The sequence below is a fragment of the Chryseobacterium sp. 2P genome (assembly GCF_059579425.1).
The window spans coordinates 3470170-3487723 of record NZ_CM184194.1; the positions used below are offsets into that span (position 1 = coordinate 3470170).

Below are 17554 nucleotides of genomic sequence, written 5' to 3' on the forward strand. Positions count from 1 at the left end.
AACAATCAATTTTTACTTAAAAATAGTATAAATAGAAATAAAGACAAAGGAATATCTTATTTTTGCCTTATGTTGGATTTAAGAAAGGTAACCGTCATGCGTTATATTCTGCCGCTTCGGGAGGGAGGTTCTCTTCCTGCTTTGGCAGAAGCAGATGATGATTTTAAATATGTTCTGAAATTCCGTGGAGCAGGTCACGGAGTAAAAATGCTGATCTCTGAACTGATCGGCGGAAAGATTACAGAAATTTTGGGATTGAAAATTCCAGAGCTTGTTTTTGTGAATCTGGATGTAGATTTCGGAAGAACGGAGGCTGATGAAGAAATTCAGGATCTTTTGAAAAATTCCGAAGGTCTTAACTTGGGACTTCATTATCTTTCAGGTTCCATTACTTATGATCCGAGTGTGAAGATCGATCCGCTTCTGGCTTCGAAAATCGTCTGGCTGGATGCATTTATCACGAATATCGACCGTACTTTCAGAAACACAAATCTGCTGATGTGGCACAAAGAACTCTGGATTATTGATAACGGAGCTTCTTTTTATTTTCATCATTCATGGCAGAATTTTGATGCTGCAGCAAAAACACCTTTTAAATATGTAAAAGACCATGTTTTGCTTCCACAGGCATCGAAGCTGGATGAAGCCGATCTGTTTGCCAAAGAAGTACTGAACGAAAAGGTATTCAGAGACATTGTGAATATCATTCCCGAAGACTGGCTGCACTGGAACGATGCGGAAGAAACGCCGGAAGAAATCCGTGATATCTATTTCAACTTCCTGAAGACCCGATTAGAACATTCTGAAATCTTTTTAAACGAAGCTAAAAATGCAAGAGGATAAAATCTACGAATACGCGGTAATAAGATTGGTTCCGAAGGTTGAAAGAGAAGAATTTTTCAATATCGGACTGGTAATGTTTTCAAAAAAAGAAAAATTCATTAAGGTGGAATTTTATCTCTGTCCGGATAAATTTAAGCTGATGCGAAGCAAAATAGACTATGAAGACGTGATCCAGAATCTGGAAAGTTTCAAAAAAATCGCTGACGGCACAAAAGACGGCGGACCGATTGCACAGCTTGAAATTCCGGAAAGATTCCGTTGGCTGACTGCCGTAAGAAGTTCTGTGATCCAGACTTCGAGACCTCATCCCGGAAAATCCAGAAATCTGGAAGATACTTTTGGTAGGCTTTTTGAGGAGTTAGTAAAATAATACGCTTCAAAAAAATATTCTATGAAATTTACGAATGACAATACTATATACAGGTTTTCTAAAAGCCTGTTTTTTATTTTTCTGTTCAGCTTTTTTACGTTGAGTTATTCTCAGGGTCCGATCGAAGGAACTCCGACACCGCCAAGTGTTCTTCTTCCCGAAAAAACGGATTTTTCAGAAAATATTACGTATAAAAATGATGTTTCCGGAAATCCCATCAAATTGGATCTGTACAAACCGAAAAACGCGGGTTCCGCAAAACTTCCGGTGGTTATCTATGTTCACGGCGGAGCATGGGCGAAAGGCGATAAAGTAGTAAGATCCAACAATTACATCGAAAATTTCATTTTAAAACTTGTTGAAAAAAATTATGCTGTGATAAGCATCGATTATACCCTTGTAAGTGAAACCGTACACTTTCCGCTGCCGATTCAGGATACCAAAGATGTGGTGCGATGGGTAAGAAAAAATGCAGATCAATATCATTTTGATCCTGATAATATTGGTTTTTTCGGAGCTTCTTCGGGAGCGCATCTTGCTCTGATGGCTGCTTACACGAATGACAATGAATATTTGGGAAGCCCTGAATTATCTCCCTATTCGGCAAAGGTAAATTATGTGGTTGATAATTTCGGACCGACTGATATTAATAAACTTCTGCATACAAGACTGGGAAAAGTTCCGGTGTCTATTGTAGGTCTCTTCTTTAAACCGATTGTTGAGATCAGACAGAAACTGGTTTATGGAATTTCCGGCTACGATATTAATGAAGAAAAAAGAAAAGCCATAGATTATCTGGAAACGGTTTCTCCGATCAATGAGACTGAAAACGGTATTCCGACCTTTATTCTTCATGGAAATAAAGATAAGGTGGCGCCATTGAGTCATTCTAAAAAACTGGTAAAAAAGCTGAAAAAGCAAAATATAGAAGCTGAACTTGTCGTGGTAGAAGACGGAACGCACGGTTTCGGAACGACTGATAAAAAATATATGGATCAGCTTACGGATGATATGATCCGTTTTATTGATGCGCACAAAAAGTAAAAAGTTTTAGTTTAAAATTTAATTGAAGATAATTGCTTTTTTACAAAGAATATTTGACCTTTTATATAACCACAAAAGACATAAAAGATAAGATAACCTTTATTCAAAGTGCTGATTTTAAAAGAAAAAGATCACAAGAGTTTTTAAAAATCTTTGATTTTTATTCTTTTGAGTGCTTTGCTTATGCTGGAAATTCGCTTTATTATTATCTTTTGCATCTTTTGCGGTTAATTCTGAAATTAGTTTATTCAAGTTTTAGTTTAAAATTTAATTGAAGATAATTTTAACATTTTTCATCAAATGTTTTTAACTATTCGTTACTATGCTTATCTAAAAATCAGAATTTAAACTAATTTCGTATGAAAATAAAAAATCTATTTTCTGTTTCTGCTTTTTGTTTTTTAGCATTATCCTGCAGCTCTTCTGATGATATTACGCAACCCTCTTCAGATCCGAACAGTACAGTTTCTACAACGGAAGCCATGTATTTTCCTCCTTCCAACAGTGATGTATGGGAAACCAAATCTCTTTCTTCATTAAACTGGCATCAGGAAAAACTTCAGGATCTTCTGACGTATCTGGAAACCAAACATTCTAAAAGTTTTATGATCCTGCAAAATGGAAGAATTGTTATGGAAAACTATTTTTCGGGCCATACTTCTACTACACCTTGGTATTGGGCAAGCGCAGGAAAAACGTTAACCTCAACGGTGACAGGAATTGCAGAACAGGAAGGGTTTATCAATATCAACAATAAAGTTTCCACATACATAGGAACCGGCTGGACAAGCGCGCCTTTGGCAAAAGAAAATTTAATTACCTGCCGGAATTTACTTACGATGACTTCCGGATTGGACGACAGTCTCGGAGATAATGTAAGTCCTGCAAATCTACAGTACAAAGCCGATGCAGGAACACGATGGGCGTATCACAATGTCTATGTAAAACTTCAGGATGTTGTAGCCGCAGCAACGGGACAAACTTGGTCACAATATTTCAACAGCAAACTGAGGGATAAAATCGGGATGACAGGAAACTGGATTCAAAGTGGTGACAACAGTGTGTACTGGAGTACAACGAGAAGTATGGCGCGTTTCGGACTGATGGCTTTAAACAACGGAAACTGGAACGGAACACAGATCATCAACTCGAATTATTTCCAAAGTGCGACAAACACTTCCCAAAGCATCAATTTAGCCTACGGTTATTTGTGGTGGCTGAACGGAAAAACAAGTTATCATATGCCGCAGACTCAGTTTCAGTTCAACGGAAAACTGATTCCGAGTGCCCCGGATGATATGTTTTGTGCTTTGGGAAAAAATGACCAGAAAATCTATGTCGTTCCAAGCAAAAAACTCGTTATCATCAGAATGGGCGATGCTGCAGATAATGTGAATCTTGCCCTTTCAGATTTCGATGATGTTTTGTGGCAGAAAATAAATGCAGTGATTAATTAAAGTGAATGGTCAATAATCAATTTGCTTCGCAGTGAATTTAACATGATTGAGATAATCATAATGAAAAAATTCACCATTGACTGCAAAGCAAATTCACCATTCGTCTTAATTAATGGGTTCTTCATACAACTGACTTCCCAAAACTGAATATCTCTTTCCGGAAGATTGGAGTGATAGAAAACTTCTTTTACTTCTTCAATGATTTTAGCAACAGCTTCCGGATCGGTTGTTCTGATTCTGGTTTCGTGGTTATCTTTCACGCCGCTTAGCAGTGAATTTAACATGATTGAGATAATCATAATGAAAAAATTCACCATTGACTGCAAAGCAAATTCACCATTCATCTTAATTAATGGGTTCTTCATACAACTGACTTCCCCAAAACTGAATATCTCTTTCCGGAAGATTGGAGTGATAAAATACTTCTTTTACCTCTTCGATAATTTTTGCGACGGCTTCCGGATCGGTTGTTCGTATTCTGGTTTCATGGTTGTCTTTCACTCCGCTTCCTGTGAAATTCAGAGAACCTAAATAGGCAATTTCGTCATCAATGATGTAAATTTTACTGTGAATAAAGGTTTTATTGGTAGAATTTCCGCTATTCGGAGAGACAAAAACCTTGAAGGGAAAAAGCTGCTTGTAGCTGTAATGGTAAACCTTTGTCTTTTTTATTTTTTTGACGATGGAATCTCTTATGAGAAACATTAAAATGACAATAATAAATCCGTAAGCAAGTTTAAAATTGTTTAAAAGATACATTAGCGGAAGCAAAACCACGCCCAAACCGATCATGGCAAAAAGAAGCGTTCCGGAAAGGCTTACCAGATTGTCTCTGGTCTGTTTTGCCTTTTCGTCAACGTGTTTATTCTGAATAATCAGTTTGTGAATATTCTTGTCGTAGCCGTAAAAATCTTCGATTTCATCGCTGGTAACCAATCTTATTTTAATTCCTCTGGAATGGAGATGAATCAGCTCTTTAATTAAAAAAGGAGAAAGATAAGGGGAAACAATTTTCACATTTCTCTGAGCATTTCTGATGTCCTGCATCATTTTAGCTCCTGCACTTTTTCCTATATAAATATCACAAACCGCATTGTTGTAAAACATACCCATCGTTCGAAATCATTTTATTTTCGCTCCAAAGAAAGAAAAAATAAAAAACTTTGCAAAATAATTGAGTGAGAAGTTGGGAGTTAGAAGTAGGGAAGCTGGGAGTTGGAAGCTGGAGGATGGAAGTTTAAAATCTGTATGCACATTTATTAGCATCAAATCTTCCTGCTTCTAACTTCCCGTTTCTAGCCTACTCCATCCTTCTTCCATCTTCCATCCTACTTTCTACTCTTTTCCACTCTTTTCATTTCGTTGATGAGCAAAGGAAATGCGGGTTGCGCCATTCCACCGTGATCAAAACCCTGAAGTTCGTATAAAGTGGTTTCTTTATGACCTTTCAGTTTCATCATTCGCGCCATATAAGCGTTTTCTTCATATCTTCCGAGCAGTTCTTTCTCGCGGTCTCCGGTAATTAATAACAAAGGCGGTGCATCTGCTCTGATGAAATGCAGCGGTGCATATTCGTCAATTCTGGCATCCAGTTCATCAATTCCTTTTTCTTTTCTAGTGGTAAAATGCGAGATCATCTGTCCGCTGAAAGGAATAATTCCGGCAAGTTTATTGGCATCAATTCCATATTTGTTCAGGTACATTTTATTTAAACCTACCATAATGGCAAGATAACCTCCCGCAGAATGTCCTGAAATAAAGACAAGATCTTCATTTCCTCCATAATTTTTAATATTCTTAAAAACCCATGCTGTTGCTGCGGCTGCATCTTCAATGTATTTCGGGGCATTAACTTTCGGAGAGAGTCTATAATTGACTCCAATCACTGCGATTCCTTTATTTTTCAGTCCTTCTGGAATTTCCTTTTCACCTCCGGTTAAACCTCCGCCGTGAAACCAGATCACCGTCGGAAAATTTTTCACATTTTTCGGAATATAAATATCCAGCACGCATCTTTCATTGATGTAAGCATCCGATTTATTAGTTTTTTCATCATAATAATGGATATTATTTTTGGTGCGGTATTCCTGAGAAAAAAGTGGGGTGGAAAACAGGGTAAGAAGTAAAAATAGCAGAATCCTTTTCATTGAATAACTTTTATGGTTTAAAGATACAAATTGTCTTTCACCCAAATAAAAAAATGAACCCGGAAAAACCGGATTCATTTCAGATGAGAATTAAAAAAATTTCATTGTCCTTTATTAATCATACTGCTTTTTAACGCAAAGAATCGCAAAGATTCTTTTATATACCAACTGTTTTTAAGTTCACAAAGGTGCTTCGACAAGCTCAGCATAAACTATTCACTCAGCAAAGATCTCAAAGGTTTTTCAATGATGACAAACTACGGACAATCATAAAAATGAATTAAAAATTAAAGTTAAGTCTTGAGAATACAAATCTTCCGTTCTGCCCAAACTGTGAAGTTGATCGCGAGTAAACGAACTGATCGTTATTGGAAGAAGCAGGAAGGTTTTTCGTTGGATAAATGTCAAAAAGATTATTGACTCCAACAGTAAGTCCTATATTTTTGGTAAACTGATATGCCAGAGAAACATCGGTAATGATCTTATCTGTAATTTCCTGATGTTCATTCGGAGAAATGATGCCGTCTCCGTTTGCATCAATAATATCGGGACTCGTTACCTTTCCGAAGTAAGTATTTCTGAGATAGAAAATAGCATTTCCCCAGGTAAGCTGATTGGATAAGCTGGCTTTTACTCTGGGAACTGCTTCTTCCAGATACACTCTTGATGCCTCGGAAAAATAAACATTTTCCAGATTTGAAGACTGTAATAATCCTGATGAATGGATGGCTCCGACTTTTCTGGTCCGGTTAAGATTGATCGCAAAATTATTATCCAGTTTGATGTTTGAGAATTTTGCATTATGTGTAAGAACAATATCTAATCCTCTGGTTTCCGTATCTATTGCGTTGGTAAAAAGCTGTACAGCATTTACTCTTTCGGCATCGTAAATCAGCTGCGTTGCCGGAGAAACGGCAGATCTTGTAAACTGACCGGTAAGCAGAATTCTGTTATCAATTCTGATGAAATATCCGTCTGCGGTAAGCGTAAGTTTTGCCGAAGGAATTTTATAGGTAAATCCTACACTTGCAGATTTTGAAGTTTCCTGTTTCAGACTTGGTATTCCCAATGAACTGGCAACTTTTGAATCGTTGCTGAACGTTCCCACTTCCAGAAGCTGTCCGTTTGTAAACAAAGTTGACGTTACATTATAATAAATCTGATGGATAGAAGGCGCTCTGAATCCTGTAGAACCTGCAAACCTGAAATTAAGATCTTTATTTACTTTGATTCTTGAAGCTAATTTATAATTGAATGTAGAACCGAAATCTGAATAATTTTCATATCTCACGGCTGCATCTGCCAATAACCAGTTGGTAAAATTGAATTCAACATCTGCGTATCCAGCAATTGCCTGTCGGTTTTTATTCACTGCATTTGCGGGTTTAAATCCACTGAAAACCTGAGAGCCTCCCGGAAGTGAAGCGCCGAAAAAGTCGGTCGGACGAACTGTATTTCCGTTCCAGAGATTTCCGGAAACATCATACGTAGCGTAAGAAGCTTCTTCTCCTGCTGTTATTTTAAAATTTTCGTAACGGTGTTCTGCTCCGAAGGCAACGTTGATTCCGCTCCAGACATCATATTTCTTTGAAAAATCAAGGTTGATTGTATTTTGGGAAAATCTTAAACCTCCTGCATCAAATTCATTCGGAGAATTGAATCTTAAAGAGGTATTTCCGGTATTTTTAATATCATAGCTGAAAGAATTCTGTCCGAAAGTATTGCTGAAATCGATGTTCCAGCCTTTCCAGTCTCCTTTAATTCCTGCGGAAAGCGAAAGATCCTGAATGTCTGTTCCGATCTGCGGCAGATAACCGTTGGGATACAATCCTGTAAATGTTCTGCTTTGGTTAGGTCTTCTAAAAAATCCTCCCGAAGTTCCGTGTCTGAAGCTGTATCCGCCAAAAGTATAAACTTTCCAGTTGTCGTTCAGCGGAACTTCTACATTGGCAAAAAGCTGATGATTATTCAGTTTAGACTGTCCCACCTGCATATTGAAATCTTTTCTGGACAAACCTCTGTAAGCCAGCTCCTGATCCGTCACATTCGTATTTAAAATTCCCTGTAATGCGGAAATTGTATTCGCCGACTGAATCTGGTTCTGTAACGTCGGAGAAAAATAATTGACTTCCTGCGCATACTGATGAATATAATTGATGATCTGTTGGGAATTCGGAGTATTGTTAATATTCGTGAAAAGGGATGAAAGATTCACGCCGTTATTTAAAGCACGCTGTTCAATCGCGTTGTAAGCATTGAAAATGTTTCCGCTTTCTGTTCCCGCTCTGTAGGTAGGATTTCTGAACTGGGATGTCCACGTAATGTTATAAAATCCGCCTTTCTTCCCAATTTTATTTCCGTAGTTAAGGTCTACTTGAATATTCTGTCCGTCAAAATCTCCTGTGTGATCGTTGGCCGTTGGAGTAAGATTTCCGCCATAGCTTAGTTGTCCCGTCAGTTTTCCGGTATCTCTTTTCAATCCTAAATTGATGACTCCGGCAATGGCATCCGAACCGTACTGCGCAGAAGCACCGTCTCTTAAGACTTCAATTTTATTAATGGCAAAAGACGGAATGGCATTAAGATCGGTTCCTACTGTTCCTCTTCCGGGAGATCCGTTGACATTGACTAACGCGGAAGTGTGTCTTCTTTTTCCGTTTACCAGAACCAAAACCTGATCGGGACCCAACCCTCTGAGCTGTGCAGGATCCAAATGATCGGTTCCGTCTGCATTGGTTTGTATGGTTGATGTAAACGACGGTGCAATGAAATTAAGGATTTGTGCAACGTTGGTTTGCGGTAAAATAACCGAAGATTCTTTGATATTGAAAACGTCCACCGGAACAGGGCTGTCTACTTTAGACCTTGCTCCGCCTCTTGATCCTAAAATAACAACTTCCTCTAAGTTGTTTGTTTTTACTGTATCTTTTTCCTGTGCGTATGCAAATGTTCCCAGGAAAAATAATACCGATGCCGAAAAAATAGTTTTTTTATTCTTCATACATTCCTCACTTTAAATTCATGTTTTAAAAGTGCAAATGTAAATTATATTTATTAGTCCACAAAATTAATAGACTAAAAGAATTCAGAAAATGAATATTGTCATCTTCTATTTTTTAAAGTTGAAATGAATTTTAGATTTTAGTGAGTTTCGCGTATTTCAGGATAAGATTTTTCTCGCCTTCATGCTGGAAGACTACTTTGGCTTTGATATTCTGAGGATCTGTTCCGTCGAGGAAAGTCACTTCTCCGATTCCGAAACGGTCGTGTCTTACCTTATCACCCACTTCAATATCCTGAGAAGAAGCTCCGCTCGGATTGATAATTTTTGCGGTACTTACAGGTTTCAGTTTGCGTGGTTCTGCAATCGGTTTTGAGCTGTCGCTTCTTTCGATGGTTTTCTTTTCCACTTTTTTGAAACTTCTCATTTCGGAAGGATGCTCATCGAAAATATTGGATTTGATGCCGGAATTGTTGATAAAACGTTTTTCAATCGCAGGATTTACAAATTCGATATATTCTTCATCAATTTCACTTAAAAATCTTGAAGGTTCCGCATCGGTAATTTTCCCCCACTGGAAACGTGAAACGGCATAAGAGAAAAACACCTGCTTTTCGGCTCTCGTTAAAGCAACATAGAAGAGACGTCTCTCTTCTTCCAGATCTTCTCTTGTGGAAGAACTCATAAAGCTCGGGAAAAGGTTTTCTTCAAGCCCTACCAAATGTACAACCGGAAATTCAAGACCTTTTGAAAGGTGAATCGTCATTAGCGAAACCATATCCTCTTCATTGTTTTTATCCTGCGTATCGGCAGAAAGGGCAATGTTTTCAAGGAAATTCGGTAAGCTCGGATCTCCGTCTTCCAACTGCATCTGTTCTTCAATGAAACCCTGCATTGAGTTCATTAATTCCTGAACGTTTTCTACACGGGAAATTCCTTCGGGAGTCTGATCGTCTTTTAAAAATTTAATCAGTCCGCTTCGTTTCGCCACTTCCATCGCAACGCTATACGCAGTTTCCGTTTTCAGCAGTACCTGAAATGCCTTGATCATCGACCAGAAGTCATTCAGTTTGTTTAAAACCCCATTGTTTAACCCTAAATGTGGCGAATACATTGGTAAATTATCGAGAACCTGTGATATGGAAACATTTTGTGCATCTGCAAAAACAGTCAGTTTATTCTGAGTGGTTTCTCCAATTCCTCTTACCGGATAATTAATGATTCTCATCAATGCTTCAGAATCGTTTTCATTGACTAAAAGTCTAAGATAAGCGATGAGATCTTTCACTTCTTTTCTCTGGTAGAAAGAGAGACCTCCGTAGACTTTGTAAGGAATATTTTTTCTTCTCAGTGCATCTTCGAAAGCACGCGTCTGAGAGTTGGTTCTGTATAAAATGGCAAAATCGCTGTATTTTCTCTGCTCGCGGTTTCTGGTTTCCCAGATGTTTCCGGCAACGAAATTCGCTTCATCGGCATCGGAAAGTGAGCGGTATACTTTGATTTTCTCTCCTTCTTCATTTTCGCTGAAAACATTTTTCTTGAACTGCTGAAGGTTTTTCGCGATCACTACATTCGCAGCATTCACAATATTCTGGGTAGAACGGTAATTCTGCTCCAAAGCGACCGTCATTGCATCCGGATAATCTTTTTTAAAGTTTAAAATATTGTAGATATTCGCGCCACGGAAGGAATAAATGGACTGTGCATCGTCTCCCACAACACAAATATTTTCAAATTTTGAAGCTAAAGCTTTTACAATTAAATATTGAGAATGGTTGGTATCCTGATACTCATCCACAAGAATGTATCTGAATCTGTCCTGATATTTTGCTAACACTTCAGGGAAACGGGTTAACAATTCGTTGGTTTTTAACAGCAAATCGTCAAAATCCATCGATCCGTTCTTGAAGCACTGCTCTACATACCGCTGGTAAATCTGCCCGATGAATTTCATATTGGCTTTTTCATCGGCTTCCATCAACTCAGGATTGTTGAAATAAGCTTTTACGGTGATGAGGTTGTTTTTATAGGTCGAAATTCTTGCCTGAACTTTTTTGGGCTTATACAGATCGGCATCAATATTCATGTCTTTCAACACTTTTTTGATGACATTTAATGCGTCCTGCTGATCGTAAATGGTAAAATTGGAAGGATATCCGAGATAATGTGCCTCATTTCTCAGAATTCTTGCAAAAACAGAGTGGAAGGTTCCCATCCAGAGACTTCTTGCATTGCTCTGTCCCACAACTTTTGCAATACGTTCTTTCATTTCTTTTGCTGCCTTATTGGTAAAGGTAAGCGCCAAAATATTAAAAGGATCGATTCCGTTGGTAATGAGATGGGCAATACGCATGGTGAGTACACGCGTTTTTCCGGAACCCGCCCCTGCAAGAACCATTAATGGTCCCTGTAATGTGGTAACGGCTTCGTATTGTGATTCATTAAGTCCTTTCAGATAATCCTCCATGCTGCAAAAAATTTTTGGGAACACAAAATTAGTGTATTATATGGAGAATTCAAATTTTAATAAAACAGCATTTATCTATTCACCTTATTCCAGATTTTGCCGTTGTATTCGTATGTGGTATCCATGTTAAAACGATTGCTGTCTGTGATTGAGACATTAAGTTTATAAGGGTTTTGAAAGCGAATTTTTACGACAACTAAAATATTTTGTTTTTTACTGTCTTTTAAAATAAAAATATTGGACTCATTTTTTTTGGAATATTTTACCAAATAATCATACAAAGGAGGATCTAAAAATTCTTGTAAATCGGGAAATACCTGCTCCGGAATTTTTGTAGAAAGGCATAATACTGAAAAATAGTTGGTAGAATCCTATCAAAACCTCATTGTTAGGCTGCTTGGAGGAAGTTTTATGAAACGTGTTTCATAAAACTTTTTCTTTGTCTGAAAAATGGCAAAAAAACGTTGTTGGTCTTGTTCAAGCCTGGAGGTAATTCGTTGGGGAAAACAAGGGGGAAAGCAAAGATTTAAATGTAAAAATTGCGGGATTTTATTTACTCAAAACAGAACGGAGCAGAGAATTAAAAATCGTTTTATCTGGTTCAAAAAATGGGTATTGGAAAGGCAGACCTACAAAACGCTTTGCAGAGACAGCGGTTATTCGAAAGATACTTTGCAGAAAACATTTTATACCATTTTAGAGCAGTCTCCTACCTTAAAGATCATCAAACGGGAAAAGGTGAATTTAAGAATGGATGCAACTTATTTTGCTCAGTTCTGTTTAATTGCTTATCAGGATGATTTTGATGAATATACACAGCTTATCCGTTTTACCGATGGAGAACATTATGAAGAAATCAGGGAAGATTTAAACAATCTTTTACGGCTGGGCGTAAAGCTGGAAAGCATTACTACAGATGGACATAAAAGCGTTTTGAAAGCCATAAATAAATCTGATGGAGACATCATTACTCAGAGATGTCTGGTTCATATTCAGAGAATGTGCCTGATCTGGCTCACAAAGTTTCCTAAACACATTGCCGGTCAGGAACTTCGAAAACACGTTTTATTATTACTGAAAATTAAAACACAAAACGATAAAATCTGGTGGAAAAATGAACTCAACGACTGGTATTTGAGACATCAGGATTATATTAATGAAAAAACAATTAATCTTGAAACCGAAAGATACTGGTATACCCACAAGCTTATCAGACGATCGTATTTTACTATAAAACGGGCATTGCCCAATATGTTTCATTATCTGGAAAATCCCAATATTCCTAAAACAACCAATGGTATTGAGGGATATTTCAGCCATTTAAAAAATCATCTCGACCTGCACAGAGGTCTCACATTGAAAAACCGAATCAATTTCATCAAATGGTATATTTATTTTTCTAACGAAAAATAGAGTTTTTTTAGCCATAAGGTTCATCCGATAATAAACGAAAAGGTGAGGGAAACCTCACCTTAAAACTATCGTTTTGAACATTAATCCTATTGCTGAAAAGTTGATCTCCACCAGTGCTTTTGTCCTCTTCGGATTAACATCCATAATTTATTAAAATATATCCTGAATTTCACCAACTATTTTTCAGTACATTACCTGTAGAAAAAGAGATCCCGTTAATATTATTCCTGTTATAAAAATATTCTAATGTTGATTTATTCCAAAATTTAGTTGTTAAATAATTTGACTTATCATATTCCCAGTTTGGAGCGCAACCATCACCTACTATATCCATAGGACCCCAATGAATAAGATCAATGTGAAGCCTGATATTTTTTAGATTATATTTATTAATCGGCTCTAAGATTTTCCGGCTAAGCTTATTGTAAATTTTATCAATATCTTTGTAGTCAGCTCTTAATTTAATCATTTCAAGACTGTCTTTTCTTTCTTCAGCTTTACAATCTCGTTGATAAGGTTTCGGACATCCGTTATAATCTGTGGTTCCAGGAATTGTGGGACAAGCATCATATTTATCCAAGATTCCATCTTGGTCTGTATCTATTAAATCGTCTTTAATTTCTTGAGCATGAAATAAAGACAACTGTAAAACAAAACAGAGCAAAATAGTTAATTTATTCATTCTCAATAGGCTTTTCAATTAATTTCCATTCCATGTTTTTATATTGATAGGTTTTAGAATACGCCTCATTATATTTTTCATTATAAATGAATCGAACAATCACCTTATTGTTGATTTCGTTAAAAAATACCAACTCTAGTATATTAAAGTCATCTTTGGGTTCCGAAGAAGTGTTATCCTCGGTTATTACTAATTTTTTTTGTGATTGAAGGGGAAATATAATAAAACTTTTCTTCATCGGAAATGTTCTCATAATTTGCATTAAGAGCTTTTTTCTGGTAAGTTCCTATTTATTGCCTTTTTGTTGCTTGGGAAAATCCCACAATAAAAAAAGACAATAAAAGAAACGAAAACAGAAGCTTCATTTTATTTGATATACGTTCTCACGCGGGAAATCATGTCTCCCATATCAAAAGGTTTTGCGATAAAATCGTTGGCTCCTGCATCAAGAGCAGACTGCTCCAGTCCTCGGCTTGCGGACATGATAAGCACCGGAATATCTTTTAAATTTTCATCGGCTCTTATGGTTCTGCAGATATCTCTTCCGTCTTCTCCGGAAAGCCACATATCCATGAGGATAACATCCGGTTTTGGCTGTGTATTCAGTGCATCCAGCATATCCGATCCTTTATAGAACTTGGAAACGGTAAGTCCTTCTAGCTCCATCATCATTTCAATAGAATCAACAATTGCAGGACTATCATCCAAGACTAAAATTTGTGTAGACATGTTTTATATTTTAATTTTAGGTATTTCGAAGCAAAAATCAGACCCCTTTCCTTCTACGGAGTGAACATAAATTTTTCCTCCCGTCCTTTTGATGATTTCTGAGGAGATGTAAAGTCCTAATCCCAGCCCCGGAAAGGTATGTTCTTTTGTTCCGCTCACACGGTAATACTGCTCGAAAACCTTATGCTGTTTATCTTCCGGAATCCCGATCCCGAAATCTTTTACACTGAATTTTATCATATTATCTTTCACCTGAGTAGAAACAATCACTTCATCTGCATCAGGAGAATATTTGATGGCATTGCTGATCAGGTTGCTCATCACCTGAGAAATACGGTGCCTGTCTGCGGTTACCTTTCCGATATTGCTTTTATTGAAGATAATTTTGTGTCTTGCCGTCATCTGCTGTTCTATAACAATATCTTCCACGAGCTGATCAAAATCAAAATCAGATTCATTAAGCTGGATTTGTCCTTTCTGAATTTTGGTAACATCCAGAAGATCATTAACGAGTTCTGTGAGTTTCTCAATCTGATCGTTCATTCTTTTTGCTACTTCAGCATTTTTGTAATCGCCCTGTTTATTAAGGTTCATCCCTATAAACTGGGTGTAAAGTTTCAGGCTGGTAAGCGGAGTTTTGAGTTCGTGACTGGCAATGCCCAGAAAATTATCTTTTTGGTTCTGCAATTGTTTAAAATCATCTATATCGGTAAAAGTTCCGATCCACTGCTGTATTTCTCCCTCCGAATCCAGATTGGGAACAGCTCTTCCCAGAAACCAACGGTAAACTTCAGGATTATCCGGATCCGAAAATTCATATTCTACTTCGAAGGGTTTTCCTGTATTTACACTTTCTTCCCAGATTTTTATAATATTCGGATAAACTTCGGGTCTTATGATATTTTTAATGGCTTCATTGGCATCTTCTTCCTTTTTGAACTTCATGTATTTGTACCAATTGTCGTTCATATAGGTTATTTTACCCCGTTTGTCACTGGTCCATACAAACTGAGGCATAGAGTCTGCAAGATCTCTGTATTTTTTCTCGCTTTCCTGTACTTCTTTTCTGGCTTTCACAAGATCTGTGACATTCACTGCCATATTAAGGATCGCATATACTTCCCCACTGGAGTTTTTCAGAGGTTTGTAAGAAAAGTTATAGTAAAAAGTCTGAAGTTTGCCATCTACTACAAGATCTGCACGATCTTCTGTTGCGGAGTAGGTTTTTCCTGTTTTGAAAATGTCTTTTAATAATCCTACAAATGGCTGACCTTCCAGTTCAGGAAGTGCATCTTCAAGTTTCATTCCGATGACGGAAGCATCTTTACCCCATGTTCTCAGCATTTTGTCGTTGGCAAGCTCTATATATAAATCTTCTGAACGATAGATCGCGGTGGAATAATCTGACTGCCTGATAAGATCTTCAAAACGGTATTCGCTTTCCAAAAGTTTCTGCTCCGAAATAACATGATCCGTAACCTCTATGGCTACAACACTTACTCCGATAACTTTATGATCCTCATTATACACAGGAGCATAAATGAAATTAAAAAAGTGTTCTTCGTAATTTCCGAATTTCTCTAAAAAAACCGACCATTTATTGCCTTTAAAAACTTCTCCGGTCGTGAAAACGCTGTTTAATATTTCAAAAAGTCCCTGAGATCTTATTTCAGGAAGCACCTCTTCAAGCTTTTTTCCTATTACGGATGCATCTCTTCCCCAGAGTTCAAGAATCTGCTGATTGGCATTACTGATAATAAAATCCTCCCCCATCAGCAAAGACATCGCTACCGGAGCCTGACTGAATAATATTTTAAGCGACTCATGAGAGATATTCTGGTCTAAAAAGTTTTTCATTACAATAATGGTTTCTGTTTTACAAAATTAATTTTTATTCTACACTTTCACTGAAAATATGATACCACTTTTTAACATAATAAAATTTTATTTCAAAGAAGTATTTTTAAAGCTAATTTTATTTTGATAATAATGTAACAATTAATGTATTTTTGGAACTAATTGACAAAACAATTTCTACTTTATGAAAAAGCGACTTCTTTCTGTTGCTGCAGCGGCTTTCTTCGGAATGGCTCTTAATGCACAACAAATTAAATTCGAAGAGTATGACTTACCAAACGGTCTTCACGTAATTCTTCATCAGGACAACTCGGCTCCGGTTGTAACAACAGGGGTAATGTACCATGTAGGTGCAAAAGACGAGGTAAAAGGAAGAACAGGTTTTGCTCACTTCTTCGAGCATCTTTTATTTGAAGGAACACCTAACATCAAGAGAGGTGACTGGTTTAAGATCGTTTCTTCAAACGGGGGACAAAACAACGCTAATACAACGAACGACAGAACGTATTATTACGAAACTTTCCCATCCAACAACGAACAGCTGGGACTTTGGATGGAAGCTGAAAGAATGCGCCATGCTGTAATCAACCAAGTTGGTGTGGATACTCAGAGAGAGGTTGTAAAGGAAGAAAAGAGATTGAGAATGGACAACCAGCCTTATGGAAATCTTTTCACTACCATTCAGAAAAATTTGTTTACCAATCACCCGTATAACTGGCCGACAATCGGTTCTATGGAGGACCTGAATGCTGCGAAATTAGAAGAGTTTCAGGCATTCTATAAAAAATATTACGTTCCGAACAATGCTACTTTGGTGGTAGCAGGAGATATTAAACCGGAACAGACTAAAAAATGGATTAAGGAATACTACGGAGGAATTCCAAAAGGAACAGTTTACCCGAAAGATTTCCCGAAAGATACTCCAATTACTCAGGAGAAAGAAGTAACGGCTACAGATCCAAACATCCAGCTTCCTGCTTATGTATTTGCTTACAGAACTCCGGGTAACAAAGAAAAAGATGCTTATATTTTAGATATGCTTTCTTCTTATTTAAGCAGCGGAAAATCTTCTGTTTTATACAAAAAATTAGTGGATCAGGATAAAAAAGCGCTTCAGGTACAGGCATTTAACCAAGGTCTTGAAGATTACGGTATTTTTGCATTCTTTGCGATCCCGATGGGACAAACCACAAAGGCTACTTTGCAGGCGGATATTGATGCTGAAATTAAAAAACTGCAGACGACTTTAATTTCTGAGGACGATTACCAGAAGCTTCAGAATAAGTTTGAGAACCAGTTCGTTAATTCAAACTCCAGCATTCAGGGAATTGCAGCTTCACTGGCAACCAACCACGTATTGATGGGCAATACAAACCTGATTAACAAAGAGATTGACATCTACAGAGGCATCACAAGACAGGATCTTCAGAATGCAGCTAAAAAGTATCTTAATTCCAACCAAAGAATAATCATTAACTACGTACCTGAAAAAAAGTAATCCGCTGAGATTTAGGTTTAAAAATGATTATTAAAAATTAAATTTT

15 protein-coding genes are annotated in these 17554 nt (G+C 37.2%); 6 read left to right on the plus strand and 9 right to left on the minus strand.

What is annotated here, in order from left to right:
• Positions 1-69: 69 nt before the first annotated feature.
• The 4 genes from AC52CF_RS15770 to AC52CF_RS15785 all read left to right on the plus strand — a co-directional run bounded on the left by AC52CF_RS15770 (position 70) and on the right by AC52CF_RS15785 (position 3714).
• Complete coding sequence (locus AC52CF_RS15770) at positions 70-843, plus strand: HipA family kinase (protein WP_214588766.1); 774 nt, start codon at positions 70-72, stop codon at positions 841-843.
• Positions 830-1213: a DUF3037 domain-containing protein gene (locus AC52CF_RS15775; RefSeq protein ID WP_214588765.1), complete on the plus strand. Its 384-nt coding sequence runs from the start codon at positions 830-832 to the stop codon at positions 1211-1213. The genes AC52CF_RS15770 and AC52CF_RS15775 overlap by 14 nt, the downstream gene beginning before the upstream one ends.
• A gap of 21 nt (positions 1214-1234) precedes the next feature.
• Positions 1235-2257 carry an alpha/beta hydrolase gene (locus tag AC52CF_RS15780; protein WP_290266560.1) on the plus strand — a complete coding sequence of 341 codons (1023 nt, stop codon included), beginning with the start codon at positions 1235-1237 and terminating at the stop codon, positions 2255-2257.
• Positions 2258-2616: 359 nt separating this feature from the next.
• Positions 2617-3714 (plus strand): serine hydrolase domain-containing protein, encoded by a 1098-nt coding sequence (locus AC52CF_RS15785; protein ID WP_214588763.1) that lies wholly within the window; start codon positions 2617-2619, stop codon positions 3712-3714.
• On the opposite strand, the gene AC52CF_RS15790 is transcribed toward AC52CF_RS15785, so the two are convergent.
• From AC52CF_RS15790 to AC52CF_RS15810, 5 genes are all read right to left on the minus strand, one after another.
• Positions 3711-4079 (minus strand): hypothetical protein, encoded by a 369-nt coding sequence (locus AC52CF_RS15790; protein ID WP_214588762.1) that lies wholly within the window; start codon positions 4077-4079, stop codon positions 3711-3713. The two genes, AC52CF_RS15785 and AC52CF_RS15790, sit on opposite strands and share 4 nt — an antisense overlap.
• Positions 4060-4821 carry a phospholipase D family protein gene (locus AC52CF_RS15795; RefSeq protein ID WP_214588761.1) on the minus strand — a complete coding sequence of 254 codons (762 nt, stop codon included), beginning with the start codon at positions 4819-4821 and terminating at the stop codon, positions 4060-4062. Before AC52CF_RS15795 ends, AC52CF_RS15790 begins: the two co-directional genes overlap by 20 nt.
• A gap of 221 nt (positions 4822-5042) precedes the next feature.
• Entirely contained in the window at positions 5043-5861 is an 819-nt protein-coding gene (locus AC52CF_RS15800; RefSeq protein WP_214588760.1) for an alpha/beta hydrolase, read from the minus strand.
• A gap of 280 nt (positions 5862-6141) precedes the next feature.
• On the minus strand, positions 6142-8862 hold the full coding sequence (locus AC52CF_RS15805; RefSeq protein ID WP_214588759.1) for a TonB-dependent receptor plug domain-containing protein: 2721 nt from the start codon (positions 8860-8862) through the stop codon (positions 6142-6144).
• A 133-nt stretch (positions 8863-8995) separates the two neighbouring features.
• Positions 8996-11329: an ATP-dependent helicase gene (locus tag AC52CF_RS15810; RefSeq protein ID WP_375181084.1), complete on the minus strand. Its 2334-nt coding sequence runs from the start codon at positions 11327-11329 to the stop codon at positions 8996-8998.
• Between the two features lie 450 nt (positions 11330-11779).
• Between AC52CF_RS15810 and AC52CF_RS15815 the strand changes: the two genes are divergently transcribed.
• A complete protein-coding gene (locus AC52CF_RS15815) occupies positions 11780-12742 on the plus strand; it encodes an IS256 family transposase, variant Zn-binding type (protein WP_496517369.1) in 963 nt (320 codons plus the stop codon).
• A 169-nt stretch (positions 12743-12911) separates the two neighbouring features.
• On the opposite strand, the gene AC52CF_RS15820 is transcribed toward AC52CF_RS15815, so the two are convergent.
• The 4 genes from AC52CF_RS15820 to AC52CF_RS15835 all read right to left on the minus strand — a co-directional run bounded on the left by AC52CF_RS15820 (position 12912) and on the right by AC52CF_RS15835 (position 16010).
• Positions 12912-13424, minus strand: coding sequence for a hypothetical protein (locus AC52CF_RS15820; protein WP_214588757.1), 513 nt, complete (start codon positions 13422-13424; stop codon positions 12912-12914).
• Positions 13417-13662, minus strand: coding sequence for a hypothetical protein (locus AC52CF_RS15825; protein WP_290266457.1), 246 nt, complete (start codon positions 13660-13662; stop codon positions 13417-13419). Before AC52CF_RS15825 ends, AC52CF_RS15820 begins: the two co-directional genes overlap by 8 nt.
• A 128-nt stretch (positions 13663-13790) precedes the next feature.
• Positions 13791-14153, minus strand: coding sequence for a response regulator transcription factor (locus AC52CF_RS15830; RefSeq protein ID WP_214588756.1), 363 nt, complete (start codon positions 14151-14153; stop codon positions 13791-13793).
• Positions 14154-14156: 3 nt separating this feature from the next.
• Positions 14157-16010: a PAS domain-containing sensor histidine kinase gene (locus AC52CF_RS15835; protein WP_214588755.1), complete on the minus strand. Its 1854-nt coding sequence runs from the start codon at positions 16008-16010 to the stop codon at positions 14157-14159.
• Positions 16011-16194: 184 nt separating this feature from the next.
• Between AC52CF_RS15835 and AC52CF_RS15840 the strand changes: the two genes are divergently transcribed.
• Positions 16195-17508 (plus strand): M16 family metallopeptidase, encoded by a 1314-nt coding sequence (locus AC52CF_RS15840; protein ID WP_214588754.1) that lies wholly within the window; start codon positions 16195-16197, stop codon positions 17506-17508.
• Positions 17509-17554 lie beyond the last annotated feature (46 nt).